Source organism: Myroides odoratimimus (assembly GCF_038039805.1).
Lineage (GTDB): Bacteria > Bacteroidota > Bacteroidia > Flavobacteriales > Flavobacteriaceae > Flavobacterium > Flavobacterium odoratimimum_B.
The window spans coordinates 15,205-40,648 of the sequence record NZ_JBBPHK010000028.1; the positions used below are offsets into that span (position 1 = coordinate 15,205).

Annotated in this window: 20 protein-coding genes and 5 tRNA genes; 14 read left to right on the plus strand and 11 right to left on the minus strand. The window is 34.7% G+C overall.

Annotated features, from left to right (window positions below):
* Positions 1 to 74: 74 nt before the first annotated feature.
* Complete coding sequence (locus AABL85_RS15560) at positions 75 to 872, plus strand: DUF2797 domain-containing protein (RefSeq protein WP_286436716.1); 798 nt, start codon at positions 75 to 77, stop codon at positions 870 to 872.
* Between the two features lie 49 nt (positions 873 to 921).
* Here AABL85_RS15560 and AABL85_RS15565 read toward each other — a convergent pair whose 3' ends face one another.
* Together AABL85_RS15565 and sppA are read right to left on the minus strand one after the other, a co-directional pair.
* Positions 922 to 3,552: an AsmA-like C-terminal region-containing protein gene (locus AABL85_RS15565; RefSeq protein WP_341310743.1), complete on the minus strand. Its 2,631-nt coding sequence runs from the start codon at positions 3,550 to 3,552 to the stop codon at positions 922 to 924.
* Between the two features lie 134 nt (positions 3,553 to 3,686).
* Complete coding sequence (gene sppA, locus AABL85_RS15570; RefSeq protein ID WP_341310744.1) at positions 3,687 to 5,453, minus strand: signal peptide peptidase SppA; 1,767 nt, start codon at positions 5,451 to 5,453, stop codon at positions 3,687 to 3,689.
* 126 nt (positions 5,454 to 5,579) lie between these two features.
* On the opposite strand from sppA, the gene folK reads away from it, so the two are divergent.
* Together folK and AABL85_RS15580 are read left to right on the plus strand one after the other, a co-directional pair.
* Positions 5,580 to 6,728: a 2-amino-4-hydroxy-6-hydroxymethyldihydropteridine diphosphokinase gene (folK, locus tag AABL85_RS15575; RefSeq protein ID WP_341310745.1), complete on the plus strand. Its 1,149-nt coding sequence runs from the start codon at positions 5,580 to 5,582 to the stop codon at positions 6,726 to 6,728.
* Positions 6,718 to 7,278: a DUF1543 domain-containing protein gene (locus tag AABL85_RS15580; RefSeq protein WP_341310746.1), complete on the plus strand. Its 561-nt coding sequence runs from the start codon at positions 6,718 to 6,720 to the stop codon at positions 7,276 to 7,278. The genes folK and AABL85_RS15580 overlap by 11 nt, the downstream gene beginning before the upstream one ends.
* Before the next feature lie 79 nt (positions 7,279 to 7,357).
* Here AABL85_RS15580 and AABL85_RS15585 read toward each other — a convergent pair whose 3' ends face one another.
* The 5 genes from AABL85_RS15585 to AABL85_RS15605 form a co-directional block, all read right to left on the minus strand.
* Positions 7,358 to 7,888, minus strand: coding sequence for a YceI family protein (locus AABL85_RS15585; protein ID WP_286413542.1), 531 nt, complete (start codon positions 7,886 to 7,888; stop codon positions 7,358 to 7,360).
* A 121-nt stretch (positions 7,889 to 8,009) separates the two neighbouring features.
* Positions 8,010 to 8,855: a DUF3806 domain-containing protein gene (locus AABL85_RS15590; RefSeq protein WP_341310747.1), complete on the minus strand. Its 846-nt coding sequence runs from the start codon at positions 8,853 to 8,855 to the stop codon at positions 8,010 to 8,012.
* A gap of 106 nt (positions 8,856 to 8,961) precedes the next feature.
* Positions 8,962 to 10,014 carry a serine hydrolase domain-containing protein gene (locus AABL85_RS15595; protein WP_341310748.1) on the minus strand — a complete coding sequence of 351 codons (1,053 nt, stop codon included), beginning with the start codon at positions 10,012 to 10,014 and terminating at the stop codon, positions 8,962 to 8,964.
* Between the two features lie 104 nt (positions 10,015 to 10,118).
* On the minus strand, positions 10,119 to 11,072 hold the full coding sequence (locus AABL85_RS15600; protein WP_341310749.1) for a DUF3806 domain-containing protein: 954 nt from the start codon (positions 11,070 to 11,072) through the stop codon (positions 10,119 to 10,121).
* Positions 11,073 to 11,457: 385 nt separating this feature from the next.
* Positions 11,458 to 11,982, minus strand: coding sequence for an RNA methyltransferase (locus tag AABL85_RS15605; protein ID WP_341310750.1), 525 nt, complete (start codon positions 11,980 to 11,982; stop codon positions 11,458 to 11,460).
* Between the two features lie 232 nt (positions 11,983 to 12,214).
* Here AABL85_RS15605 and AABL85_RS15610 point away from each other — a divergent pair, with 232 nt between their 5' ends.
* From AABL85_RS15610 to AABL85_RS15650, 9 genes are all read left to right on the plus strand, one after another.
* Entirely contained in the window at positions 12,215 to 12,502 is a 288-nt protein-coding gene (locus tag AABL85_RS15610; RefSeq protein ID WP_286413537.1) for a hypothetical protein, read from the plus strand.
* A gap of 163 nt (positions 12,503 to 12,665) precedes the next feature.
* Entirely contained in the window at positions 12,666 to 13,184 is a 519-nt protein-coding gene (locus AABL85_RS15615; protein ID WP_286413536.1) for an FUSC family protein, read from the plus strand.
* Between the two features lie 71 nt (positions 13,185 to 13,255).
* On the plus strand, positions 13,256 to 15,853 hold the full coding sequence (gene mutS / locus AABL85_RS15620; RefSeq protein ID WP_341310751.1) for a DNA mismatch repair protein MutS: 2,598 nt from the start codon (positions 13,256 to 13,258) through the stop codon (positions 15,851 to 15,853).
* A gap of 201 nt (positions 15,854 to 16,054) precedes the next feature.
* Positions 16,055 to 16,127: transfer RNA gene (locus tag AABL85_RS15625), tRNA-Gly, on the plus strand.
* Positions 16,128 to 16,136: 9 nt separating this feature from the next.
* A tRNA-Leu gene (locus AABL85_RS15630) sits at positions 16,137 to 16,222 on the plus strand.
* A 108-nt stretch (positions 16,223 to 16,330) separates the two neighbouring features.
* Entirely contained in the window at positions 16,331 to 16,702 is a 372-nt protein-coding gene (locus tag AABL85_RS15635; RefSeq protein WP_041888959.1) for a hypothetical protein, read from the plus strand.
* Positions 16,703 to 16,849: 147 nt separating this feature from the next.
* A tRNA-Leu gene (locus AABL85_RS15640) sits at positions 16,850 to 16,935 on the plus strand.
* Between the two features lie 387 nt (positions 16,936 to 17,322).
* A tRNA-Leu gene (locus AABL85_RS15645) sits at positions 17,323 to 17,408 on the plus strand.
* A 341-nt stretch (positions 17,409 to 17,749) separates the two neighbouring features.
* Positions 17,750 to 17,835: transfer RNA gene (locus AABL85_RS15650), tRNA-Leu, on the plus strand.
* A 102-nt stretch (positions 17,836 to 17,937) separates the two neighbouring features.
* Here the strand turns inward: AABL85_RS15650 and AABL85_RS15655 are convergent.
* The 3 genes from AABL85_RS15655 to AABL85_RS15665 are packed head-to-tail and all read right to left on the minus strand — an operon-like array spanning position 17,938 to position 21,933.
* Positions 17,938 to 19,533, minus strand: coding sequence for a beta-carotene 15,15'-monooxygenase (locus AABL85_RS15655; RefSeq protein WP_341310752.1), 1,596 nt, complete (start codon positions 19,531 to 19,533; stop codon positions 17,938 to 17,940).
* A complete protein-coding gene (locus tag AABL85_RS15660; RefSeq protein WP_286436726.1) occupies positions 19,523 to 20,596 on the minus strand; it encodes an HlyD family secretion protein in 1,074 nt (357 codons plus the stop codon). The genes AABL85_RS15655 and AABL85_RS15660 overlap by 11 nt, the downstream gene beginning before the upstream one ends.
* Positions 20,596 to 21,933, minus strand: coding sequence for a TolC family protein (locus AABL85_RS15665; protein ID WP_341310753.1), 1,338 nt, complete (start codon positions 21,931 to 21,933; stop codon positions 20,596 to 20,598). Before AABL85_RS15665 ends, AABL85_RS15660 begins: the two co-directional genes overlap by 1 nt.
* 130 nt (positions 21,934 to 22,063) lie before the next feature.
* Between AABL85_RS15665 and AABL85_RS15670 the strand changes: the two genes are divergently transcribed.
* Together AABL85_RS15670 and AABL85_RS15675 are read left to right on the plus strand one after the other, a co-directional pair.
* The gene (locus AABL85_RS15670; RefSeq protein ID WP_286413522.1) at positions 22,064 to 22,852 is read left to right on the plus strand and encodes a helix-turn-helix domain-containing protein; all 789 of its coding nucleotides are present in this window, start codon (positions 22,064 to 22,066) and stop codon (positions 22,850 to 22,852) included.
* A 55-nt stretch (positions 22,853 to 22,907) separates the two neighbouring features.
* Complete coding sequence (locus AABL85_RS15675) at positions 22,908 to 23,648, plus strand: YARHG domain-containing protein (protein WP_341310754.1); 741 nt, start codon at positions 22,908 to 22,910, stop codon at positions 23,646 to 23,648.
* A 520-nt stretch (positions 23,649 to 24,168) separates the two neighbouring features.
* Here the strand turns inward: AABL85_RS15675 and AABL85_RS15680 are convergent.
* Positions 24,169 to 25,104 (minus strand): hypothetical protein, encoded by a 936-nt coding sequence (locus tag AABL85_RS15680; RefSeq protein ID WP_341310755.1) that lies wholly within the window; start codon positions 25,102 to 25,104, stop codon positions 24,169 to 24,171.
* Between the last annotated feature and the right edge of the window lie 340 nt (positions 25,105 to 25,444).

The window sequence follows — 25,444 nt, forward strand, 5'->3', positions numbered from 1 at the left end:
TGAAAAGTTAGTAATTACAGTCGTAAATGTTTTTTCGTACTTTTACAACTTACCCAAAAATAACAATTTTATCTATGCAATACGAAGGAGTTTTAAACAAAATGCAGACGGAATTTAACACCCCTATTGAATACTATTTAGTATTTAAAAGTAACTTCATCAATATAAATCAGATTCTTGACAGAAACATAAAGATTGAGTTTACAGGATATGAATGTTTAAACTGTGGACAGCACAAAAAGATATTTAGACAAGGTTTTTGTTATGAGTGTTTTTACTCTAGTGCACAAGTAGGTGATTGGATCATGAGGCCTGAGTTAAGTACAGCTCACCTAGGGATAGAAGATAGAGACCTAGAGTATGAAACAAAGGTACAGATACAGCCTCATATCGTATATCTAGCTGTAGCTAGTGATGTAAAAGTAGGGGTAACTAGAAAAACACAAGTACCTACTAGGTGGATAGATCAGGGGGCTTCTAAAGCAATAGAGATAGTAGAAGTGCCTAATAGATACTTAGCAGGAATCACTGAGGTAGCTCTAAAAGATATGTTTACAGACAAAACGAATTGGAGAAAGATGCTACAGAATGAAGTACTAGAAACAAACTTAGAAGAAATAAGAAATTCTCTAAAAGAGAAACTACCAGAAGAAGTAAGACCTTACTTTGATCAAACTGACTCTTCTATCTTTAATCTAGATTACCCTGTCATACAATTCCCTACAAAGATAAAAAGTCTTAACCTCGACAAAACTCCTTCTTATGAAGGTAAGTTAAAAGGTGTCAAAGGACAATATTTACTATTCGAAGATGGTACTGTATTTAATATTCGTACTTATGAAGGATATATGGTTAATATCGAAATCATTTAATACATACATAAAATAAACGAGCTCCATAATGGAGCTCGTTTATTTTATGCTATTCTGTTTCTTCGGTCTTTTTCTTTTTACCGAACAGCCCTTTTAAGCCTTCGCAAATTTTATTGACTGTTTCTTCAGTTTCCTTTTTCTTTGTTGAATCCTCTTCATTTGAAGTATTGTTTTCCTTTTTACCTCCTAAGATATCTAGTAGTGCATCTTTACCTTTTCCTACTAATTGATTCTTCTGTTCTTCTAAGATTTCATTTGTAATATTCTTTACTACATCAGCCATATTAGCAGACACCTTTGGGTTGGTAAAGTCACCGGTCACTCCTACTTTCACAGGTATTGCATCAAACTTATTACTAGATTTAGGTCCTAAAGCTGTTAGTGCATTAGCGACATCATTACCTAACAATTTAGCTGGTAATTTAAAGTCCAAAGCATAATTAAGACTTTGATCAAAACCATGCTCTCCTGATACAGTCACTGCTAAGTCTTTTGTTTTTATATCAAAAGGTTTAAACTGTACACGTCCATTATTAAAAACAATATGCATCTTTTTATTACTCAAATCTAGATTCTTCAAATCAATGAAGTTCAACGCTCCATCTAATGAAGATAATAGTTTAGAATTCTGAGCATTAATACTAGCATTCGCTAAATCACCTTTTATATCACCTGACATTGTATTTAAATCTGGTGATAAATCTGCAGCATTTAACTTCCCTTTCATCACTACAGCTGCATTTACTTTTCCTAACATTACATTAGCAATAGGTGCTACAGCCTTTAAAAATCCTAGATCAGTAAAAGTCTGTTTGATATCTAAACTTTGCAGTCCTAAGTTCATATCAAAAGTTGGTACAGCTTCTTTTGTAGATACATTCCCTCCGAATGCTATTTTTCCACCAAAAAGATCTGTTGACATATTCTGAAGACGTGCAGCTTCATCTTTAATCACTAATGTTCCTTTTACATTCTTAAGTGTTAGGTCATCGTATACTACCGTCTTTGCATTTGCATTAATTGTACAATCTAAGAACCCTGGAATCTTTAATGGATCAGATGCTTTTGTCGTAGTTGATTTCTCTTTCTTATCTTCTACTTTAGAAGTGTCTTCTTTTAATAAATCAGCTAATACAAAATTATTAGAGTTTAAATTAAAGTTCCCTTTTAAGGTCTGTTTCTTAAATAAGAAACCATATAGGTTATCTAATCTTCCGTCTGCATTTAAATCTGAAGTACCCGTTTTTATAGCAAGCTTATTTAGCGTAACATTACTTGTATTAAAAGTAAGAGCTGCCTCTTGTATCTGCATTGGCTTAGCCATCGCATCTGTACTAAAATTAAAGCCTGTCAAAGATACACTACCACTGTTTTTTATGTTTTGATATTGTTCTTTCTCTACAGAGTTCATATCAAAATTAGTAGCTACTTTCGCTTTTAATATCCCTGTCAGTGGTGTATCTAGTTTCACAGGATATGCTTTAGATACATTTGCTAAATTAATAATCCCATCAAAATTTGCATCTACTAACGCATTCTCACTAATGTTCTTAATCTTCGCTTTCGCATTGAATACATCTTGATCTATCTTAAATGACAATTGGTTAATATCTACATACAGATCTTTCATTATCCCTGTCTCATTCATCACATTAACATCTAATAGAATATTTTGTACTGTTTTAGGAAGATCTGGGTACTTAAAAGAAGCATTTTTTGCATTCATGTGAATAGCTAGTGTAGGAATAGTCGTTTCTGTCATTTTACCTTTTACCTTTCCTTCTACTTTAAAATCACCTGATGTAGTCACCCCTTTTAGATTACCCGCATAAGCTTCTGGTATTAATCCTAAGAAGTTTTTAAAGTCCGAATCAGGAGTAGCAAAACTCAAGTCAAACTGCTGTCCTTCATCTAATAACTGAACTGAACCATCAAATGCTAATGGCAACTGATTAATCAATGCTTTATTCTCTTTAAACGAATACAATTGTTTCGTCATATCCATTCCGATTAAAGCTTTCAATGATAAGTTGACCTCATTCAAAAACTTTGTACCATCCATTACAAACGAAACTTTTGCTTTAGATTCTGTATCTAAATCTAGTACATCATCTGATAGATTACCTGTCCCTTGGTGATAGAACTCGTTAATAGTAAACATCATCTTACTCCCTAAATCTTTATACGTTAGGCTTAGATTGTCTATCTTATAATGATTTAAAGCTAAAGAGAACGGATCTTTATCTGAAGAATCCTCTTTCTCTTCTTCCTCCTTTTTTAATGCTATATCATAGTTAGCTACTCCTTGTTCATTCACTATCACGTTAACTTTAGCATTCTCTACCAAGATATCTTCTATACTCATAGGCTTATCAGCTCCATTGAACAACTCCATAATAGACATCTTTAGTCCTATCATTTTTGCAGATACTAAGGTATCTCCTGCAAATGGTTCTTTATTCACAACAGCCAAATCCTTAATCACTACTGTTGCCTTAGGAAAGTTACGTATAAAGCTCAGGTCTACTTTCTCGAATGTCACCTTCGCATTTAAATTGTCATTAATCGTTTTAAGTACTAAATCCTGTATTTTTCCCTTAAACAAAATAGGCGTTAGCATTAGTAAGATAAACAATCCCAACACTAAACCTCCTGTCCACTTTAAAACCTTTTTATTCATAACTTTTCATTTTATTACAAAATAACAAAAAAAAAGAGTTATCCCTAGTTTAAAAGGATAACTCTTTATTCGATATTAATCAATTTATGCCTTCTTTAACTAAAGCATAAATCTGACTAAACATTCTCTTATAACTATTCTATTTTTACTTCAAAAGGCAATATTGCTTGTACACCTCTCATATTGTTGAAATAGTTAAGTCTCTCTATCATTTCATAGTTAGCTTCACCTATCTTTTCTTTGATTAACTCTTCTTCTGATTTAAACACAGAAGCACCTAAATACCCTCTAAGCATATCTTCGAACTTCATTTTATACTCTGGGTAGTTTACTACTTTATAGTCGTCTATCTCTACCTTTTTAGCAGCATAAGCGATAGCTGTATCTAATCCACCTAATTCATCTACTAGTTTATTTTCTAGTGCATCCTTTCCAGTCCACACTCTACCTTGAGCTAATTCATTTACCTGTTCTACTGTCATCTTTCTTCCATCAGCTACTCTCTGAACGAATGTAGTGTATATATCCTCTATCCCTTCTGTCACCATCATTCTAAAGCCTGGATCAACATCTCTAAACGGACTATAGTTAGCCGCATTATCATGTGTCTTCACTTGTTCTGCATTTACTCCATACTTTGTAGCTAATGCTTTAAAGTTCGGAACCATACCGAATACCCCTATAGAACCTGTAATCGTGCCTGGATCTGCAAAGATTCTATCTGCATTACTAGAGATATAATACCCTCCAGATGCAGCTACATCTCCCATAGAAACAATCACTGGCTTCACTTTTTTAGTCAACTCTATCTCTCTCCAGATTAACTCAGAAGTCAGAGCACTACCACCAGGGCTATTTACTCTTAGTACGATAGCTTTTATTTTATCATCTTTTCTTGCTGCTTTTAAAGCACGATTGATAGATCCTTCACCGATATAGCTTACGCTACCTTCTCCATCTCTAATCTCCCCTTGTGCATAGATTACCGCAATACGGTCCTTAGCTGTCTTTGCACTATTTTTTACAATCACATCTTTAACGTAATCTAAGATATCTACGCTATTATAATCTTTATCTCCTTCTACACCTAATTCATGTTTGATAGCTGCATGATACTCATCCTCATAAGCTACTTTATCCACTAATCTTGTTTTTAAAGCTAATTTAGGTGTTCTAGCTCCTAGATTATTTGCTATCATATTTAAGCTATCTACAGATATCTTTCTGCTCTTAGAGATATCGTTAACTAATGTTTCCCAAATAGACTTTAAGAACACTGTTGTCTGCTCTCTATTCGCCTCACTCATATGTTCTTGTAAGAATGGTTCTACAGCACTTTTATATTTACCGTGTCTCATTACTTCCATTTGTACTCCCGTTTTGTCTTGTAATCCTTTTAAGTAAAGAATCTCTGTAGACAATCCCTTAAAGTCTAACCCTCCTACCGGGTTAACATAAATAGTATCTGCGATAGAGTTTAAATAATATTCTCCTTGTGAATATACATTAGCATAAGCCAATACGAACTTACCTGTTGCTTTAAACTCTTCCAGTTTATTTCTAATCTCGCGTTTCTGTACTACTCCTAGCATAGAGTTATTATTCAGAATAGAGATTCCTTTAATACGATCATCTGTCTTTGCATACTCTATAGCCGCTAGTACGTCAGACACACCATCTTTCCCAGCTTCTCTAAAGCCGAATTCTTTCATATTATATTTACCTGCATAGTCATATTTCACACTAGATAAATCTAAATTAATAACTGAACTATCTTTTACCGTAACAGTATCAGAACTACTTCCCATAGCTACGCCAATGATCATCAGTCCAAAAAATAATATTCCGAAGAATATAAACAGACCTACTATCGTAGCTAAAACATTTCTTAAAAACCTCATATTAAAAACAATTTATCTTATTAGTATTCAAATTATAAAAAAAGTTACAGATTATACCCGTAAATTTGCATTATTAACTGATACAAAAGTAACGATTATTCAATTTTCTTTTATTTACTTTGCCCCATGTTTACGCAAAATCAAATAGTATTATCAATAGGTTCTAATCAAGGAGATAAATTATCTAACATAGAGAAATCTATCGAGCTGATTAACAAGCATATTGGTACAGTCATTAAAATATCACCTATTTACGAATTTCCTGCTTGGGGTTTTGAGAGCGATCCTTTCTTTAATTGTGCTGTATTATTACACAGTACGCTAAAGGCTGAAACAGTCATTCTAAAGGTACTCGAAATAGAACAAATACTAGGCAGAATACGTCCACAGCACACAGTAGGGTATAGTGCTAGACTGATAGATATCGATATTATCTCTTTTAACCAAGAAGTGTATAATACTGACAATCTATCTGTACCTCATCCCTTGATGCAAGACAGACAGTTCGTACTACAGCCATGCGCAGATCTAAACTTAGAATGGGCACACCCTATACTAAAACAAAGTTTCAAAGAATTATTGAATAACTGTAAAGATAAAACATCTTTTAAGATTGTAGGAGAGATAAAAAGTCCTATTCTTCAATATGGCTTTACTCATGTAAACTTTATCGCCATAGAAGGAAATATAGGTGCTGGTAAGACTACCTTAACTAATCGTATATCAGAAGACTTTAATGCAAAGAATATTCTAGAAGGTTTTGCGGACAACCCTTTCTTGCCTAAGTTTTATAAAGATGCTACTAGATATGCATTTCCATTAGAGATGTCATTCTTAGCAGACAGATACTCACAGCTATCGGATGACTTAGCACAGTTTGACCTTTTTAAAGAGTTTATCATTGCTGATTATTATATCTACAAGTCTATCATCTTTGCTCAGATTACTTTAGAAGAAGACGAGTTCAAGCTGTATCAGCAGATATTTGAGATTATGTATAAAGAGACTCCTAAGCCTGATCTATATGTATACCTATACCAGAACACAGATCGCTTATTAGAAAATATACAGAAACGTGGTCGTTCTTACGAAAGTGAAATACCAGGTACTTACTTAGATCAAGTGAACCAAGGCTATTTTAACTATATCAAGACAATGCCTGCAGACAAAGTATTGATCATCGATATATCAGACTTAGACTTCGTAGCTAATCAAGAAGACTATATCTACATCTTAGATAAGATCCAACATAAATTAGTGAAACATGACGAATAAACTATTTATGACCATGCTAGGAGTCACTCCTCCAGGACGTCATATAGAACAGCATGATATCTACTTCGGCATAGGTACACAGATGAAAGACCTCATCCCACAGATAGTTGACTTTTGGCCAGAAGCAGGGCCTAAACTACACGTAGATGCATGGAGAGAAGTAACATCTGTACAACGTCATCGCATAGAAGTAGTCTCTAGAGAAACGTACCAACCTAATGGTCTAAAGCTATTCTTTATCAACCTAGGTGGATATAAACCAGGTATTTTTGACGAATTCCACCAGACGTGTCTAGTAGTCGCTAATAGTCAGAAAGAAGCCATCCAGTATGTAAAGAGTACAGACTTCTATGAAGAGTATAACCTGCCTCCGAGAGGATATAGTCACGTAGATAATAAGTATGGTCTAGATGTAGATGATATCTATGAGATGGACGAAATCTTAAATGAAGATTTAAAACAGCAGTACGCTATCAAAATAACTCCTTCTATAGAACCTCTAACAGAAGATCACATAGAACTAGGATATATGAAACTAAGCAGTTTCTAACTATAAAAAAAGCCTTCAAAGGGATCCTTTGAAGGCTTTCGCGCTTGTATATTAAAAATTTACATCTATGAAGACATCATTAAGCCTTAGCGAACTGCACTTCAGCGAATAACTTAATATCCTCTCCTACTAACACTCCACCTGTTTCTAAACCAGCATTCCAAGTCAGTCCAAACTCTTTACGGTTAATCTTAGACTCTAGAGACAGTCCTATCTTAGTATTTCCCCATGGGTCTACTAGTACTCCACTATATTCTGTATTAAATGCTACCTCTTTCGTCACTCCTTTTATTGTTAGCATACCAGTTACTACATAGTAGTTGTCTGTTTTTTTCTGAATAGAAGTAGAAGTAAACACGATATCTTGATAAAGCTCTGTTTCGAAGAAATCCGCACTTTTTAGGTGAGTATCTCTATCTGCATTATTTGTATCTATAGAAGCTACCTTCGCTGTAAATGATATTTCTGAAGTTTCGAATGCTGCATCTACATTCTTAATTGTCGATGTGAAGTCATTAAACTTACCTGATACATTCGTAAACATCATGTGTTTTACTTTAAATCCTATTTCTGAATGTGTAGGGTCGATATTCCAAACTGTATTTGTCATAATAATTCTATTTTTTAAGGTTATAACCACTGTCTTATCAGTAGCGTTTTGTATGAGACAAATTTATAACCTCTAACACCCTCATACACTTAACCTAAATTAAGAACGTATCTAGCTACATTTATTCATTCTCGAACTGATCTTCTACAGATTGAAATATTTTATCTAATAAACGTGCTATTTGGATATGTTCTCCTGCTTCTAATCGAGAGACTACTAGACTAATCGGAAAAATAATAACCTCTGTATCCTTATACTGTAAAGCGTACTCGTAGCCAAGATCACCTTCTACACCTACCCATTCAAAATCGATATAATAATAGCGAAGTAATGCCCCAAATAACAACCCTAACTTACCTAGATATTCTTTATCCTTTAGATCAAAGCACTGCTCATCGAATAACCACTGCAGGATGTCTAACGCTTTACCAGAATCAAATACTGGTTTTAGCTCATATTTATTTGCTCCTAAGAGTGTGCTTACGCTAGACTCTATAAACTCGAGTTCTTCAGGAGTCAGTGTTTGACTACTGTGTTCTTCATTAAGGACTATCCCTACGTACTCTATCATCTGTACTACCTCTTCTAGATAATCTCTTTCTAACTCAGAATTTACATCTGACTGGCTGATGAATAATTGTAGCTCAAAGCGTACATTGTTATACAGTACAGAATACTCATAGATATATAGATCTTCTATCTCTAGCTCTGTCATATAATAGAACTTATCTCCCACCTCCTTTACCTCCACTTCTATATGACTCGCTTCAGTAGTAAAGTCCTCTAACACCTGCTCGAAGTCAAAGTCGTCTCCCCCTACTGTTTTTATATCATACACAGAGATATAAGGCAGATAACTCACTCCATCTTTCGTCAAGATAAACCCTCCATAATCTGCTAACTCTACATCATACTCATCAGGTATTACTAATACTAACTTCTCTACTCCTAAATCTATATATTGCATACACGTTACTTATGATCCTTAGATAAATATACCTTTTTTATTGTAGTCATAAAAGTTATATTACCATCTTATAAAAAAAGCTAACCATTGCGTTAGCTTGTCTATTTTAGTCCTTTTCTTTCAGAAGTTTATACTCTTTATGATACAGCATATTCACAATACTAAGAAACACCTCATTAGGTACCTGCTGAGCGTTACTACTATAAGCTATAGATACTTCGTCATCAGGATTGTATACTAGCATCGTATGCGTCCCTAGTGTATCTCCACCATGTCCATAGAAGCTTACATCGTCATAGACTAAATGCATTATACCTCTCCCATATTTACCTTCTATCTTTTTGGGCAACATTGATTCTAAAGATGCTGATGTAATTACTTTGCCTTGAAATAAATTATAAATAAAGATATTCAACTCTTTAGTAGTCGTAGTCAAGTCTCCCACACCTATAATGTTCATCGGGTTAATATCTACCATATCTACCCATCTCCCATGTTCAAACTGATATGGCTTATGCACATAGATAGGCATAGATTTAGCAGAGTATGTACTTTTTAACTGCAATGGATTCACGATGTACTGATTGATTAACAAATGATATGGCTTATCAGTCACCTTCTCTATTATTTTAGTCAATAGATAATAAGCCGAATTAGAATATGCTCTATCTGTATCAGGAGCAAACTTCACTCCTTGTTCTTTAATCAGATTAAGTATCTCCTGCTCTATCACTTTCTCTGTTACCCACACTTCACCATTTTTAACTACATAGCTACCTAGTCCACTACTGTGATCTAATAGATTCTTGATCGTGATACGATCAGCATTAGGCATATCAGAGTAGAAGTCAGATAACTTAGTGGTCAATTCTAATTTGCCCTCTTCTATTAACTTAAATATAATCACAGCAGTATAAAGCTTAGTCACAGAGCCTATCTGATACATCTTATTCTCATCAGACGAGGTATCAGGTAAATTATCATGTCCAAAGTCTTTATGATAGACTTCTTCTCCTTTTTTAAAAATAGAGAGACTACCTGCTTCTGTATTATTTTTAGAAACCTCGTCTAAATAATGATCTAACTTATACTTCTGTATCTCTTGTCCAAATACAACAGAAGATAGCATCAGCACGAGCAATAATATCTTGGTGTTCATCCTAATCGTTTTAATGTATTAAAATTAATGATTAGCCATTACGCTAAAAATGTTACAGTTATACATAGGTAAAAAGAGAATCAATCTCTTGACCATTATTCTTATTAATAATTATACTCTAGTCGTGTATACCCTTTATCACGCTCTATTCCAATCTCTATATGCTGTACCACATCCTCCATTAAGGCTATTACATCGATGTCTACCTCATCTTCTATTCGCTTAGTAATCATCGAAATCGGAAAACATTGCAAAGCATAATCTTGATATTGCAACGCCAACTCTCTACCATACTGATCATGTACCACTATCCAATGAAAATCACTGTACTGATACTGAAAACATGCTCCGAACAAGATACCTAGTGCCTGATGGTATTCATAATCATTCACCGCATACTCTCTTAGATTCAGTATTTCCTGTAACTTCGTTATAGAATCACCACTCTCGTGATAAGTCTGAAGGTCTTCTGCCGCTATCCCTAATATTTTAGCCGATGCTGTCTCTAGACGTACTACATCATCATACTTAGGCTCTAGTAATGGAAACTGTAGAGATGATAGACTATCTATACTTCTGATCATTTCCTCTATTTCTTTTAGATAGACTGCTAACTCATCACTCCCACTATCCTCCTTATTTACAGTCAACGAAACAATAATAATATCATCACCATACATCACTTCGAATATGTGCATATATAGCTCCTCTTCATCCTCATTAGCATAAGAGAAATAACTTTTTCCTTTATACGTCACAGCCTCTGCATTCTTCTGACGGGCTTTATCCTTAAAGTCTTGAAGAAGCACTTTCTGTGTCACTCCCTCAGCTCTCTTAAAAGAGATGACACTAAATCTAATCAGAGGTTCATCATCATGCTCGCCTCTGTATAGTATCACAGTACTATCCCCATCATTACAGCTATAATAATGACTTGGTCCTTTTATGACAGTCTGTCCATTTCCTATTTCGAATATCTTCATTACTTCTCTTTTATTTATCTCAAAGATATTATTTAGTCCATTACTATAACGTGATAATATCATTAAATTATACATGTTACCTTGCCTTATTTTGATTATTTTGGTTGCTTATGACCATGCTGTATCTCACTCATAAACGTTATAAAGTCAATGAAATGCAATATTTGTACAGATGTTGTTCGGATACAGTTTTGCTATTCTTCGGTAAAAAGGTCTTTATCCGAGCAAAACCAAAGCTTCACCCAAGTACTACCCGAACGATCCTAGTCAAAACCAAAGCAAACAACTATATATCAACAAGTTAATAAACAGTATATTCTCCATACGAGGCCAATAACTCCATGATAGCTCATTATCTCCACTAGAGGGCATTATAGATCAATACAAGCTGCTATATAGACATAAAAAAAAGCTACTCCTGTATGAAGTAGCTCTTCGCTATATAATTGTTGTCTCAGTATTACATCTGTTGGAATAAGTCCCAAATCACAATCCCTGCACTTACAGAGATATTTAAAGAATGCTTCGTACCTAGCTGTGGTATCTCGATCACTCCATCACTTAAGTTTACCACCTCTTGATTAACTCCTTTTACTTCATTACCGAATACTAATGCATATTTTGTTCCTTCTGATATCTTAAAGTCATTTAGCATCACGCTATTCTCTACCTGCTCTACAGACTGTACAGATACACCACTATCTTTTAATGACTTCACTACCTCTACTACATCCTTAGCATATTCCCACTCTACAGTTTCGGTTGCCCCTAGAGCTGTTTTGTGTATTTCTTTATTTGGAGGGGTAGCCGTGATACCACATAGATATACTTTCTCAACTAAAAAAGCATCGCACGTTCTGAACACAGACCCAATATTATGTAAACTTCTTACATCATCTAAAACTACAATAATAGGTGTTTTCTCAGAAGCTTTAAACTCTTCTACATTTTTACGATCCAATTCGCTATTGGCTAATTTACGCATGACTTAAAAATTTTAGCAAAAATACTATTTATCAAATGGATTACTCTCATCTAGATTTTATTTTTAACTAATTATCCATTAATCAATAGAATTACACATCATAAAAAGGTAACACTATTCAAATACAACAACCTCATTATTATACTTTTAAAACAATAACTACTCTCTCCTTCCTTACATTTTTCTCATACATTGACTAACTTTGTTATAAACCAACAAAGCCACCACCACCATGACTAAGAAAGTATTAAACCAACTGGCTCTGCTCACCGTATTAAACAATCTAGTTTTTGTGGTTATACTTCAGGGCTCACTTATTTCGGACTTTGTTCAAAGCCCTAAGTATGTACATCTGATAGAATTAGCTTGGATATTGTCTCTGACAGGGCTGATTATCTTTCCGACGATTATCTGTACCTTACTAGAATCTAAACAAATCTGTGTTCAGAAATTCCCAATACTAGCCATCTTACTATCCATTATCTCTATTATATTTTTTGCATGTACTAGTATTTCGTAATTTCTAGCTTGAGACAGACCTAAATTGTCATAAGTCTTCTTTATCTTGTTTTTTACTATTTTTTAACATTATTTCATACTTTTCAGCTATATAAAAAACAGAAATAAGATATTATTGCAATATCGAATGAGAGTTCCTACCTTTGCACACTCAAAAAAAATCTATGGTAAGAACTCTCATAACTAGAATTATAACATCCCCAGTCATTATCTATACAACCAGATGCTTTATCGGGTTTTATATCGGATATCTACTATTCTTAAAATATCCTAACTATGAAATCCTGTGGACTTTAATCTCTATTATGCTAGTTATCTCACCAGAAGGTCAGAATTCTAAAAAGCTATCTGTAGAACGATTTAAGTCAAATCTAGTAGGGTCTGCTGTCGGCTTAGTCTGTTTAGAGATTCATCCTAATCCTGATTTTCTCATCAGTCTATTAGGTGTATTTCTGACTATTATGACTTGTTATTTATTCAAGATATTAAATATGGCTCGCGTAGCCTTAGTAGCCCTTATCATTATACTCGTACAGCCACATACTGCTAGCTCAGTAGAGGCTACTCCCCTGTTTAGATGCTTAGCAGTAACCTTAGGGTGTGTGATAGGTCTGACTATAACGGTGCTTACTTCTATGATCATACGCAGACTAAAAAGGTATTATGGAATACCACTCTCTTAGAAGTTCATTAAGCAAATAGCGTTTATAAAATGTATCTGTTATATTTGTAATTTGAAACACAAAACTACATTATGACTGCTAAAGCGAAAGCACCTAAGGAAACTCCATTAATGAAACAATACAACGATATAAAAGCCAAGTATCCTGATGCTTGTCTATTATTTCGCGTAGGAGATTTTTACGAGACATTCGGTGAAGACGCTGTCAGAGCATCTAAAATATTAGGCATTACACTAACCAAACGAAGTGCAGGTACAGCTAGTGAAACAGAATTAGCAGGTTTTCCTCATCACTCGATTAATGTATACCTGCCTAAGTTAGTCAAAGCTGGACTAAGAGTAGCTATCTGTGACCAGCTAGAAGACCCTAAAACAACTAAAACTATTGTCAAAAGAGGAGTTACTGAATTAGTAACACCTGGTGTTGCCCTAAATGATGAAGTATTACATTCTAAATCTAACAACTTCTTATGTGCAATACACTTTGCTAAAAAGACAATCGGTATATCATTCTTAGATGTTTCTACAGGAGAATTTTTGACTACTGAAGGAGATCAAGATTATATAGATAAACTATTACAGAACTTTGCTCCTAGTGAGATCCTTGTACAGAAGAGTAATAAGACACACTTCTTACAGAACTACGGGACTACTTATAATCTATTCTTACTAGATGACTGGGTATTCAAGACAGACTTTGCCTTTGAGTCTTTGACCACTCATTTTAAAACTAATTCCCTAAAAGGTTTTGGGGTAGAAGATTTAGTAGAAGGAACGATAGCCTGTGGAGCGATACTATATTACCTGTCAGAGACACAGCATACTAGACTAGAACATATCTCTAATATACAGCGTATCGCTGAAGATGCGTATGTGTGGATGGATCGTTTTACGATCAGAAACTTAGAGCTATACAACAGTGCTAACCTAAATGCGATAACGCTATTAGACGTGATAGATAAGACCTTATCTCCTATGGGAGGTCGTCTACTGAAGCGTTGGCTAGCGTTACCTCTTAAGGACACTAAAAAGATTACGGATAGACATAATATCGTAGAGATACTAAAAGAGAACAGTGAACTCCTGACACTCTTCCAAACCCAAATAAAGAAGATATCAGACCTAGAACGATTAATCTCTAAGATCGCTACTGGTAAGGTATCTCCTAGAGAGCTAATCTACCTAAATGATTCGTTAGATGCTATTATTCCAATCAAGGAGACTGCCCAAAAAAGTAGTAATGATTCTCTAAAACAAATGGGGAATACACTACATGGGTGTGAGCTACTAAGAGAAAAGATTAGAACTACCATAAGTGCAGATGCTCCTGTAGCTATAGCAAAAGGAAATGCTATAGCAGAAGGTGTACACACAGAGTTAGACGAACTGCGCAAAATATCTACTTCTGGTAAAGAATTACTAGAAGCTATGGAGGTTAGAGAGAGTGAGAAAACAGGTATTCCATCGCTTAAAATATCGTTTAACAACGTGTTCGGCTACTATATCGAAGTGCGTAATACGCATAAAAACAAAGTACCTGCTGAGTGGATTAGGAAGCAGACACTCGTGAATGCAGAGCGTTACATCACAGAAGAATTAAAAGAATACGAGACTAAAATACTAGGTGCAGAAGAGAAAATCTATAAGCTAGAGAACGAATTATTCGAACAGTTCGTAGCTTGGTGCGCTCAATATATCAAACCTGTACAGCTAAATGCTAATCTTATCGCACAGCTAGACTGTCTGAGCTCTTTCGCACAGCAGGCTATTGAGAATAACTATGTAAGACCACTGATAGACGACTCTTATGAACTAGATATAAAAGATGGCCGTCACCCTGTGATCGAGAAACAGCTAGCGTATGACACACCTTATATCACGAATGATGTCTATCTGAACAATAAGGAACAACAGATCATCATGATCACTGGGCCTAATATGTCTGGTAAGTCTGCTATCCTTAGACAGACAGCACTTATCGTACTGTTAGCTCAGATGGGTAGTTTTGTCCCTGCTAGAGAAGTACGCATGGGACCAGTAGATAAGATATTCACACGTGTGGGGGCATCTGATAATATCTCGATGGGAGAATCTACCTTCATGGTGGAGATGAATGAGACAGCCTCTATCCTAAATAATATATCAGATAGAAGTTTAGTCCTTTTAGACGAAATCGGACGAGGTACAAGTACCTACGATGGTATCTCTATAGCCTGGGCTATCGCAGAGTATCTACATCAGCATCCTGGTAAGCCTAAGACACTATTCGCTACTCACTATCACGAGCTGAATGATATGTCTCAAAACTTCGACGGAATAAAGAACTATAATGTCTCTGTCAAAGAGCTTAAAGACAATGTGCTATTCTTGAGAAAACTAGTACCTGGTGGTAGTGCACACAGTTTTGGTATCCATGTAGCTAAGATGGCAGGTATGCCTAACACAGTGCTAAAACGTGCAGAAAAGATGTTAAAGCAACTAGAGAAAGGACATGCTAAAGATCAGCAACCGCTGAAAGCAGTAGAAAATGATCTACAACTAAGTTTCTTTAATCTAGATGATCCTCTATTAGAAGAATTAAAAGAAGATATCCTTGCTATAGACGTCAATAATATCACACCAATAGAAGCGATTATGAAGATAAATGAGTTAAAGAAAAAACTAAAGTAATATAGAGAAGGAAGCTCGAATGAGCTTCCTTTCACTTTTTAAACAAAAACCTTTGTAAAAAGGCATGAACACAGGCTTTGTAAATCAATGAGTTAAAAAATATCTTTCTTTTTTAGTCATTTTTTATTTGGATAAACAAAAAAACGTTCTATATTTGCACTCGCAATACAGAAGTAAAGCGAAGTTCTTAAAAAACATTATGCGAAAATAGCTCAGTTGGTAGAGCGCAACCTTGCCAAGGTTGAGGTCGCGGGTTCGAACCCCGTTTTTCGCTCTACATCATGCTCGAGTGGTGGAAGTGGTAGACACGCTGGACTTAAAATCCAGTGGGTAGTAATGCCCGTGCGGGTTCAAGTCCCGCCTCGAGTACAAAATCCCAAGTTAACGCTTGGGATTTTTTTTTGTCCCCTTTAGAAATGTCATCCCCTTAGATATTTCTGTAAAAGTAAATTTCTTTAATTTTGTTTCTTAATTGATATGAGTGCATTCGTAATTAGTTTAAAAGATAACGGAAAGTATAAGTACACTTTTGAACACAGAAGAGGTAAAACATTAATGACTAGTGTAGAGTATCCTAGTGTAGAAGCTATTCATTCTACTATAGAATTTCTAAGAACTAACTATGATTCTCTAAACTTCATTAAGTTTAAAACTCCATCAGGCAAGTCTTACTTCAGACTAGCAATAGATAAAAAGATCTATGCTAATAGTAGAAGATTCAATACCGAACTAAGATTTGAAAAGGCAATGGACGAGATTAAATCAAACTTTGCTAACGCTGAGATACTTGATTTATCTTTAGATATCTTTGGAAGTTTCCCTTCAGAAGATATATTTGATGCGGAGTAAGTATAATCTAGCTCTTATAAAAAACTGATTTACAGGACTCCATAGAATCGTTTTAAAAAAATAAAAAAAGTCTTTTTATTTAATAGAAAAACATTCTATATTTGCCCTCGCAATCACGAAAAAACGTGTGCAGTCAATGCCAATTGAGCTCGAGTGGTGGAAGTGGTAGACACGCTGGACTTAAAATCCAGTGGGTAGTAATGCCCGTGCGGGTTCAAGTCCCGCCTCGAGTACAGAGAATCCCAAGCTAATGCTTGGGATTTTTTTTGTTTATAAAAGTTATATTCGCCAACTAGATCATCCTATGACCTTCCCTTCTATTAGCATCAATCTAATAGTCGTTACTCTGTTCATGTGAAATATAATTTTCCAATATTTTAATGATAAAGAACAAATTCTATATAATGCTTAAAATCAAAATAGGCATTGTACTAGTAAAAGGCATTAGTAAAGTACATGTATTCAAAACTCATTAAACTAACAATAAATGAGTTAGAAGAATGGAAAAACAAAACAGAATAATTCTCAGTAAAAAACACTCTGTTTTTCTTGCACACTAAAAAACAATACTCTATTTTTGCACTCGCAATACAGAAATAGTATCGCAGTCTACAGAAGACGCTCGAGTGGTGGAAGTGGTAGACACGCTGGACTTAAAATCCAGTGGGTAGTAATGCCCGTGCGGGTTCAAGTCCCGCCTCGAGTACAAAGAATCCCAAGCTAACGCTTGGGATTTTTTATTTTATATACCCAGATCTCAATATCGACATCCGATAGAAAACGCAATACTACAATAGTGTTGATTTCATAGAGCGAACACTCTTTCGCCTTACTAATTCCAATACATCACTAATCATTCTTAGATGCCTATTACTATTTATTAAATTATTTTCAAAAAAAACACTCAATAACCACCTATTAATCAACAAACAAGAATATTCTAATCTTTTTTATTTATAAAAACATATTTTATTAGTTGTATAGTAAAAAATAATATTCTACATTTGCACTCGCAATACAGAAGTAGTATTGCAGTCTACAGAAGACGCTCGAGTGGTGGAAGTGGTAGACACGCTGGACTTAAAATCCAGTGGGTAGTAATGCCCGTGCGGGTTCAAGTCCCGCCTCGAGTACAAGAAAATCCTAAGTTAACGCTTAGGATTTTTTTTTGACCTTAACTAAAAAGCAGAAGAGCACTAGACGACTCTCCTACTTTTTTGAAAAAAAATATAAAACTAAAAGGGTGAAACACTTTTTGATTTTAAGTAAACCCATGTTTTACTTAAATAAGGTGTGAAGAGTACTAAGATGATAATCACTAATAAAAGTAAACTAAGTATCTCGAAGTAATCCATTGCATACCTCAACTCTATTTGTTTGCTAAGATCAGATAACATTATCTTTTCACTTGCTTTCTCAGCTATAGAACTGGGCATACCTCTACTTTTTAACTTCATAGTATTCTGAGTAAGCTTAGTCTCTAGTATAGGATTAGCTATATTCAAATAATCTGAGAAACGACTTAAATGACGATTAGAACTGTACAAACTATAATAATTCATAATCGCTATACTACATGTATAACCAAAGTAGCGCACACCTAAACATACAACAGCCGCAGAAGCACTAAGTGATACAGGTACTGAAGTAACACAATAAACTATAATAGGCACCATTAAAACTCCTACTCCTAAACCTTGACAAAACAAAAGAAGATAATAATCATCTGGATTAGCACTAGGGGCAAACTGCATATACATCCCCACGTGAAACAAAAACAGCGCAATAAATCCTAGACTCCATATAAAGCGCATAGGACGACGATTAATCAACCAAACACATGCAAGTATCACACCTGTCACAAGTCCTATTAAATTAAAGCTATTTAGATAAGAAAGATGCCTAGGGTCTAAATGAAGTGAGTTAATAAAATGTGTATTTGTAATCCCTGATGCAAAACGACAGATATAAAGAATAAACAATAAGAACAATCCTATCTTAAAGTTGCGATACTTCCATACATGCCAATTAATATAAGGTCTCTTCAAATGCTTTTGTCTCCATACAAAGAAGAATAAGGTAATCAAGATCGTCAATCCTATTAAACGAATATCGCGATCTTCAAACCAATAATACTGTTGCCCATAAATAGTAAGATATCCAAATAGTACTACCACTACTGAAAATAACACAAAGCTCTCCCAATCTAGACTATACAATGGCAGTTTACGCTGGAGACGTACAAAGCGCATAGTCAGCATAATTAATATTAACCCTGGTATAAAAGAAAAAGAAGCTATCTTATACAAAAAGGAATAGTCGTACTGATCTACTAAATCTGAAGTAATTAATTGATTAAAGGGTGTTGCACAAATCAAAATACCGTAGAAGCACGAGAAGCTAATCTCCCTAGCTTTAGAACTATCTAAACGGACATATAATGTAGAAATAGATAGATTAACTGTACTAGCAAATAACATTCCTTGTAAAAAGCGAACAGGAAAAACAATGCATAGCGCTTGTACATTATACAGTACTATACAGCCTACTATCTGTAAGACATTAAATAGAATAAAGTATTCTTTAGTCGCTAAATACGTAAAGAAACGTCGTTCTAAACTATAAAAAGAGACAAAACCTGCATACAATAGAGACACAGAAAACTGAATGTCTCGTGAATCACATCCAAAGTATCCTGCAGCTGCTGTAGCATTAGCAGCTGGCAGGAAAAACAAGACAATACTCGGCATTAAAAGTACAAAAAGAATGACGTGTATCATCCACTCTGGAATCCAATCAACGAATAACTGAGACGCTTCGTTATTTTGCATTAGATTGTTTTTTAGCTATAAAAACATTGACATTCATACCCGCTTTTAATAATTCTTCCGAATCAGTAGGTGATATTATTTCTATGCGTACAGGAATACGCTGTACAATCTTTACAAAGTTACCTGTGGCATTATCTGGTGGTAATAAAGAAAAACTAGAGCCAGTAGCTGGAGCTATAGAAATAACCTTTCCTATAAACTGTCTATCAGGATAAGCATCTGCGACTACCTCTACCTGATGACCTATCTGTATATTGCGTATTTGTGTTTCTTTAAAATTAGCAATAATCCACTTCGGTGTTTCGTCATTAACGATATAGGTAAGCACCTGACCTACAGAAATCATCTGACCTAAGTCAATGCTCCTCTTCCCCATTCTCCCTCTATAAGGTGCAGTGATAACGGTATAACCTACAGTCAGATTCTTATACTTCTCAAGTTCTTGTAATCGAGTAATCTCTTTTAACAAAACTTGTTTCTGTGCTTCAATATCTGCTATACTAGCTGTAGCAGCTCGAGCGTGCTCTACACTAGTATTATAATCACTCTGTCCTATATTTAATTGTGCCTGTTTCTCCTCTAGCATTTGTGCAGTAGCTGCATCTTCTTCATAGAGTTTCTTATATCGCTGATAATCCAACTCCTGTTGATGATATTTAGATTCTCTCCCTTGGATTTGGCTTTTTGCGGCGGCGGCTGTTTGAGACAATGTATATTGACGAGCGTCTAATTCCTTTATCAATGCATACTGTTTCGCTATCTCAGCAGAAGTAGTCGCTTGATCATAAGTGTACTCTCGATTATCCACCACTAATAGTGTATCTCCTTTATTCACTATTTGATTCTCCTCAAAGCGCACTTCTGTTAAGAAACCTCCTACTCTAGAAATAACAGGATTAATATACTCTTGTACTTGAGCATCATTGGTTTGTTCATATTTCCAATACATCCATAGTGTGTGAATTCCCCAAAGACTTCCTATCAAAATAATAATAGAAGCTAGATAGCGCGTAATACGTGTGATTAGGCGATCTGTAATTTTAATACGAGTTTTAATATCCATTATAATAAGCCTTTAGCGAATTGAAGAGTATAGTATTTATAAATGCTGTCTAACTTGGCAGCTTCTAGTTCAAATTGTGTTTGTAAATGTTGTACATCAGCATCTAATAAATCTGTAAGCAAAGAGATTTTATTAAAATAAGTACTCTTAGTAATACGTGCATTCTCTGCCGCATGTTCTTTATTCTTCATACACACCTCTATCTGTACCAATGATTCTTGATATCTTAAATATGCTTGTTGTACCTCTTCTTTTATTTGATCTTGTACATATTGATGTTGTAACTCCTCTTTCTCATGTTCTAAAGCACGACTGCGAACCTTGTGTACATTCTGATATAAATTAGAAATAGGAAATGATACCTGTACTCCGATAGTCCCTAAACTGTACCAACTAGGATTATACGGATACAAGAATATTTGTGGATTAGCCATAGTGAAGTTCCCTATTAAGCCAATACTAGGTTTAGTATTAGCTTTCACCTTTTTCTGTTCGATATCACTTAATACCAAGCTCTCCTCTGACAGCAAATGTTTAAACCCGCGTTCTAAGGCAATATCTAAAGCCTCATCATAAGATTCTAAGAATAGTTCTTCATTGAAGGAATCTTGTGGTTTAATAAAATCTGTATCCTTACGTCCTGTCAATATAACCAACTTTTGGTTTTCTATAGAGAGATCATTTTGGAGTTGTACTAAGGTCATTTCTCTCTTCGAGATTTCCATAGTCGCACGAAGAACATCACTCTTTAGCACTACTCCATTCTTATATAAATGTTCTATTTCGATTAACTGCTCTTTATGTTCGGCAATATCTTGTGTAATCACTTTTTTAAAACGAGATAGTTTCGCTAAAGCCAAATAACTCTTGATTGCCTCTAACCGAACTTCTGATTTAGTCATATCTACCTCAATATTCGCTTTAGCTTCTAAAGTTTTTCGCTCTTCTATTTCTAGATTTTGTCTATTGCCACTATATAGATTTAAGTACATAGACACTCCTGTATTATAGAGCGTATGTATCACATCATGTTGTTCGGGTTTATTAAATATTCCATTTGTATAGACAGGGATATTACTTGCCTTTTCTGCTTTACCGAAGGCATTAAACACTGGATATCTACCGATGCGTGCATCATCCGTATTCTCTTTTCTGATCTGTAGATCTTTGGCTTGAATCAAGCTTCTTTTACTACTAAGATCTGTTTGTTCCCAAATCTCTTGAATACTGAGTTGTATTGTATCCTTGTTGGAAATTGATAGAGTAGTACTCTGACAATACCCCATAGTAACACAGCTGGTGAGTACAGCTAATAAGTGGAAATCCCCAAGTTTCATACGTTGTTTTTAAAATCGGACAAAAGTAAAATGAGTACGATATATCTTGTATTTCTTAAATAGTCATTTTTTTATTCAAAACAGACAAAATCATTATATACTTTTGCGCTCATTAAAAAGAAACACTACAATGAAGATCATCGATTCCTTAGAGTTTATCGATAGTATAGAAGAAGGCGTATTTATCAATCATGAGAAATCGACAAAAAGATATCCTTTACATCAACATCAAAAAGGACAACTCACATATGTAGAAGGAGGAATAACTTATGTGACTGTAGACAATGTCACTTATGTTGTACCCGCGAAGTACTTCTTTTGGATCCCTGAGGGCGTACCACATATTTTGAGATTAAGTAACTCTGCTACTGTGCTTCACTCCTTGTATTTTTATACCCATGATGATGATAATGATCCTTTTTATACTACACTAGGGATATACGCGGCTTCAGATCTATTAATAGAGATGATAGCATATACAGTGTGTTGGCATGATAAGATGGTCAATCAAGACACGCCTAATTTTGTTTTTCTACAAGCTTTAAAAAATATTCTACCCACTTTTATCAATAAGAATATACAGTTACAACTTCCTTTTAGTGATAATCCACGCATTACTAAGATAACAGACTATCTAGACAGTAGTTTTGGACTTCCATTAACGCTGACGGATATCAGCAACAAGTTTAATATGAGTGAACGCTCTGTATCACGCCTCTTCCAAGCTGAATTACAAATCTCCTTCTTACAATACTTAAAAGCATTGCGTATCGTGAAAGCCATAGAACTACTGATGAAGACTGAGCACTCTGTCAGCGAAATAGCCAATACAGTAGGATATGTTACGCTAGGAGCATTTAGCAATGCGTTCTGTGAGTTTACAGGAACACGTCCATTAGAGATGAGAAAGAATAAATAGTGATTCTACTATACTATGTTTTTACTTACTTTAGAGTATTCAATTTAAAATAACTATGAAACGAACTTATCTAATAAAACATACCTTAATCAGTTGTTGTACTGTTATCCTATTACTAGCTACAACATCAATAGAAGCCCAGACCAAACCAAGTTCTACTAAATACACAGAGAAAGAGCTCACTAACCTATCAGTAGAAGAACTTGCTTTATTGCGCAATGAAGTATTAGCACAAAAAGGTTATGTATTCTCTAAAGGAATCTATGCTAGTTATTTCGAAATGCAGAACTGGTATAAACCTGCTAAGTCTAATAGTGGTATCGTGCTAAACGATGCTGAAAATGCCCAAGTAACTCTAATCAAAAAGGTAGAGGATCAAAAAAAAGCAATGCGCACAAAGGCTATTAATGATCTGAAAGAAATAAAGAAAGCTGTAAATACTAATAATAGTAGTGAATTAAAAAGGTATTTTAATAATCAAGAAATAAGCAATGGTGATTTAGGAAGGCTCAAGGAAATATTTAGATTATGTAATATAGATGATATTAACTGGGCACAGACGGAAGGTTTGAATCAAGTAAGTATTGACAACGGCCATTCAGTTTATGTCTATTATATCAAGTTTTCCAAAACACAAGTTATTTTATCAGAAGGTCGTATCAAACACAGTGAAATAGTTTCTGACTTCAATGATGGATACTCTTCATATATGTCAGAAGGTGAGAATGTAACTTGGTTTAAATTCAATATCACAGAACAAGGATTAAAATTTGTCAAAATAGATGGAGCAGGGTAACTAGCTATCTCTATTCTATTAAAAATACTTTTGACATTGTTCTATAGTAATATTATTTGGGAGTAATATCAATATAGTTGAATACTCTAAAGTACAAGTAGGAGATAAAATCTTTAAATGAATACATTCCTTTTAATTTCGTTATTAATGAATAGGATAAGAGCGTTTCGCTTGCACTTCTTAGGGGATTGCTAGCACATTTCTAGGGGTTTCCTTGCCTAGAAGGTGCTTTTGTCGAAGGAATGTGCAAGAAACCCTCAAGCAATCCCCTAGCAGGTCCAAACAAAACTATCTTTAACTCATCAATAAACACTGATCAGAAATAGAATTTTAAGTACTTTATGTTAAATTCGGTAATGAGAGACTTTATTATTCCGTTGTTTAAAATGCTTTTATTTCACTTCTTCTGTACTTACAAAAAGCCAATTATTAATCAAACTTAGGTGATTATGTATCGGAATAATCGGAATCTACAATAAAAAAGAGGTTAGACAGTCTTTAGTGATGTCTAACCTCTTTCTTATTTACACTTAGAGTAGATGTATTTATTTAGATGATATTGCGTGATTGGTCTTAAAGACTTACCAGAGATAGGATGTACCCCTGTTCCTGGGTTATTAAAATAATCATGTTTTCCCTCTCCAGTCTTGACAAACCATACCTTCGGTTTTCCTTTCCTAAAAAACTCGGTATCACAATCAACACTTATTTGTTTAAAGTTCTTCAGTACGCTTTTATCATACGGTACAGGCTCACTACTTGCACCTGCAAAACTCTTTAATGTAGCCTCACCACAGTCATAAGCCACATATCTATCTCCTTCCCACTTCATACATTGATCATTTGATAACACACTACTCGCTAAACTACCAACACCTAATAAGCCTATTATAATCACTGTGATAATTACTAGATTGCGCTTAAATTTATTCTTCGCTGTAGTAGTAGGCAGAGATTCTGCAAATGATTGAACAGGTGGTAAATTATCTTCAATAGTTTTCTCTTCTACTGCTTCTCTTTTCTGTTCAACAATAATTGAGTCAGCTTGTTCATCAGCTACACTCCCCTCTTCTATCTCTACACTACTTTTTCTAAACTTGCCATACGGTCTAGGTTCATAATCATACATCACGGCAATTAGCTCAACAATAGCAGGAATTTTTGTGCCTTTTGTTTTAGCAATTATAAAGTGTTGTACTGGTTTAAGTTTTTCTACATCTACATTACGGATGATAGCTATTAACTCTTTGAAATCTTTTGCATGGCATTGAAAGAAGGCATTCAATACTTCTAGATCATCTTTAGATAGTGTATTCCCCTCACACAGCATCACACAGTGGTTTCTTATCTGTGCAGGTGATGGAGACATTAGTAAAGTGTACTTAGGAAAATGTTTAACAGCTTCAATATGCTTTCTCAAACATTCTATATAATCATCATTCGTTAGTAAGGTCATAATTATAATTCAATGTAAAACGGAATTATCAGAATCATCGGAATCATCAGATTTACAACACATTGCACTCTAAAAGTCGCCTTTCCTTTGCTGTGTCGAAAATCAGATACGTGTTGTGATGTTTCAAAAGTACGAAACATTTATATGGGTTGTTTACTCGTGATACTAAAATAACAAGGAAGCCATTTTATGTCACTTAAACAACTCGCTTCCCTCAGCACGACATCTCTTTTTCAGGACTTAACTTTTTAATTATTAAACAATGAAAAAAACAGTAAAAGTAGCAATGCTATTAGGCGTAATCACATTATCAATGGTAAGCTGTGATAAAGATGACAAC

Excerpts from the sequence above, each read along its gene's own strand:
- AABL85_RS15660 (WP_286436726.1), bottom strand. The coding sequence starts at position 20,596 with ATGGATATTAAAACTCGTATTAAAATTACAGATCGCCTAATCACACGT.
- AABL85_RS15670 (WP_286413522.1), top strand. The coding sequence starts at position 22,064 with ATGAAGATCATCGATTCCTTAGAGTTTATCGATAGTATAGAAGAAGGC.
- AABL85_RS15590 (WP_341310747.1), bottom strand. The coding sequence starts at position 8,855 with ATGCAATATATAGATTTAGGAGTAGAGAAGTTAGTATTAGTAATACCT.
- AABL85_RS15615 (WP_286413536.1), top strand. The coding sequence starts at position 12,666 with ATGGTAAGAACTCTCATAACTAGAATTATAACATCCCCAGTCATTATC.
- AABL85_RS15665 (WP_341310753.1), bottom strand. The coding sequence starts at position 21,933 with ATGAAACTTGGGGATTTCCACTTATTAGCTGTACTCACCAGCTGTGTT.
- AABL85_RS15635 (WP_041888959.1), top strand. The coding sequence starts at position 16,331 with ATGAGTGCATTCGTAATTAGTTTAAAAGATAACGGAAAGTATAAGTAC.
- AABL85_RS15600 (WP_341310749.1), bottom strand. The coding sequence starts at position 11,072 with ATGTATAATTTAATGATATTATCACGTTATAGTAATGGACTAAATAAT.
- AABL85_RS15580 (WP_341310746.1), top strand. The coding sequence starts at position 6,718 with ATGACGAATAAACTATTTATGACCATGCTAGGAGTCACTCCTCCAGGA.
- AABL85_RS15680 (WP_341310755.1), bottom strand. The coding sequence starts at position 25,104 with ATGACCTTACTAACGAATGATGATTATATAGAATGTTTGAGAAAGCAT.
- AABL85_RS15585 (WP_286413542.1), bottom strand. The coding sequence starts at position 7,888 with ATGACAAATACAGTTTGGAATATCGACCCTACACATTCAGAAATAGGA.
- folK (WP_341310745.1), top strand. The coding sequence starts at position 5,580 with ATGTTTACGCAAAATCAAATAGTATTATCAATAGGTTCTAATCAAGGA.
- AABL85_RS15655 (WP_341310752.1), bottom strand. The coding sequence starts at position 19,533 with ATGCAAAATAACGAAGCGTCTCAGTTATTCGTTGATTGGATTCCAGAG.
- mutS (WP_341310751.1), top strand. The coding sequence starts at position 13,256 with ATGACTGCTAAAGCGAAAGCACCTAAGGAAACTCCATTAATGAAACAA.
- sppA (WP_341310744.1), bottom strand. The coding sequence starts at position 5,453 with ATGAGGTTTTTAAGAAATGTTTTAGCTACGATAGTAGGTCTGTTTATA.
- AABL85_RS15675 (WP_341310754.1), top strand. The coding sequence starts at position 22,908 with ATGAAACGAACTTATCTAATAAAACATACCTTAATCAGTTGTTGTACT.
- AABL85_RS15605 (WP_341310750.1), bottom strand. The coding sequence starts at position 11,982 with ATGCGTAAATTAGCCAATAGCGAATTGGATCGTAAAAATGTAGAAGAG.
- AABL85_RS15595 (WP_341310748.1), bottom strand. The coding sequence starts at position 10,014 with ATGAACACCAAGATATTATTGCTCGTGCTGATGCTATCTTCTGTTGTA.
- AABL85_RS15560 (WP_286436716.1), top strand. The coding sequence starts at position 75 with ATGCAATACGAAGGAGTTTTAAACAAAATGCAGACGGAATTTAACACC.
- AABL85_RS15565 (WP_341310743.1), bottom strand. The coding sequence starts at position 3,552 with ATGAATAAAAAGGTTTTAAAGTGGACAGGAGGTTTAGTGTTGGGATTG.
- AABL85_RS15610 (WP_286413537.1), top strand. The coding sequence starts at position 12,215 with ATGACTAAGAAAGTATTAAACCAACTGGCTCTGCTCACCGTATTAAAC.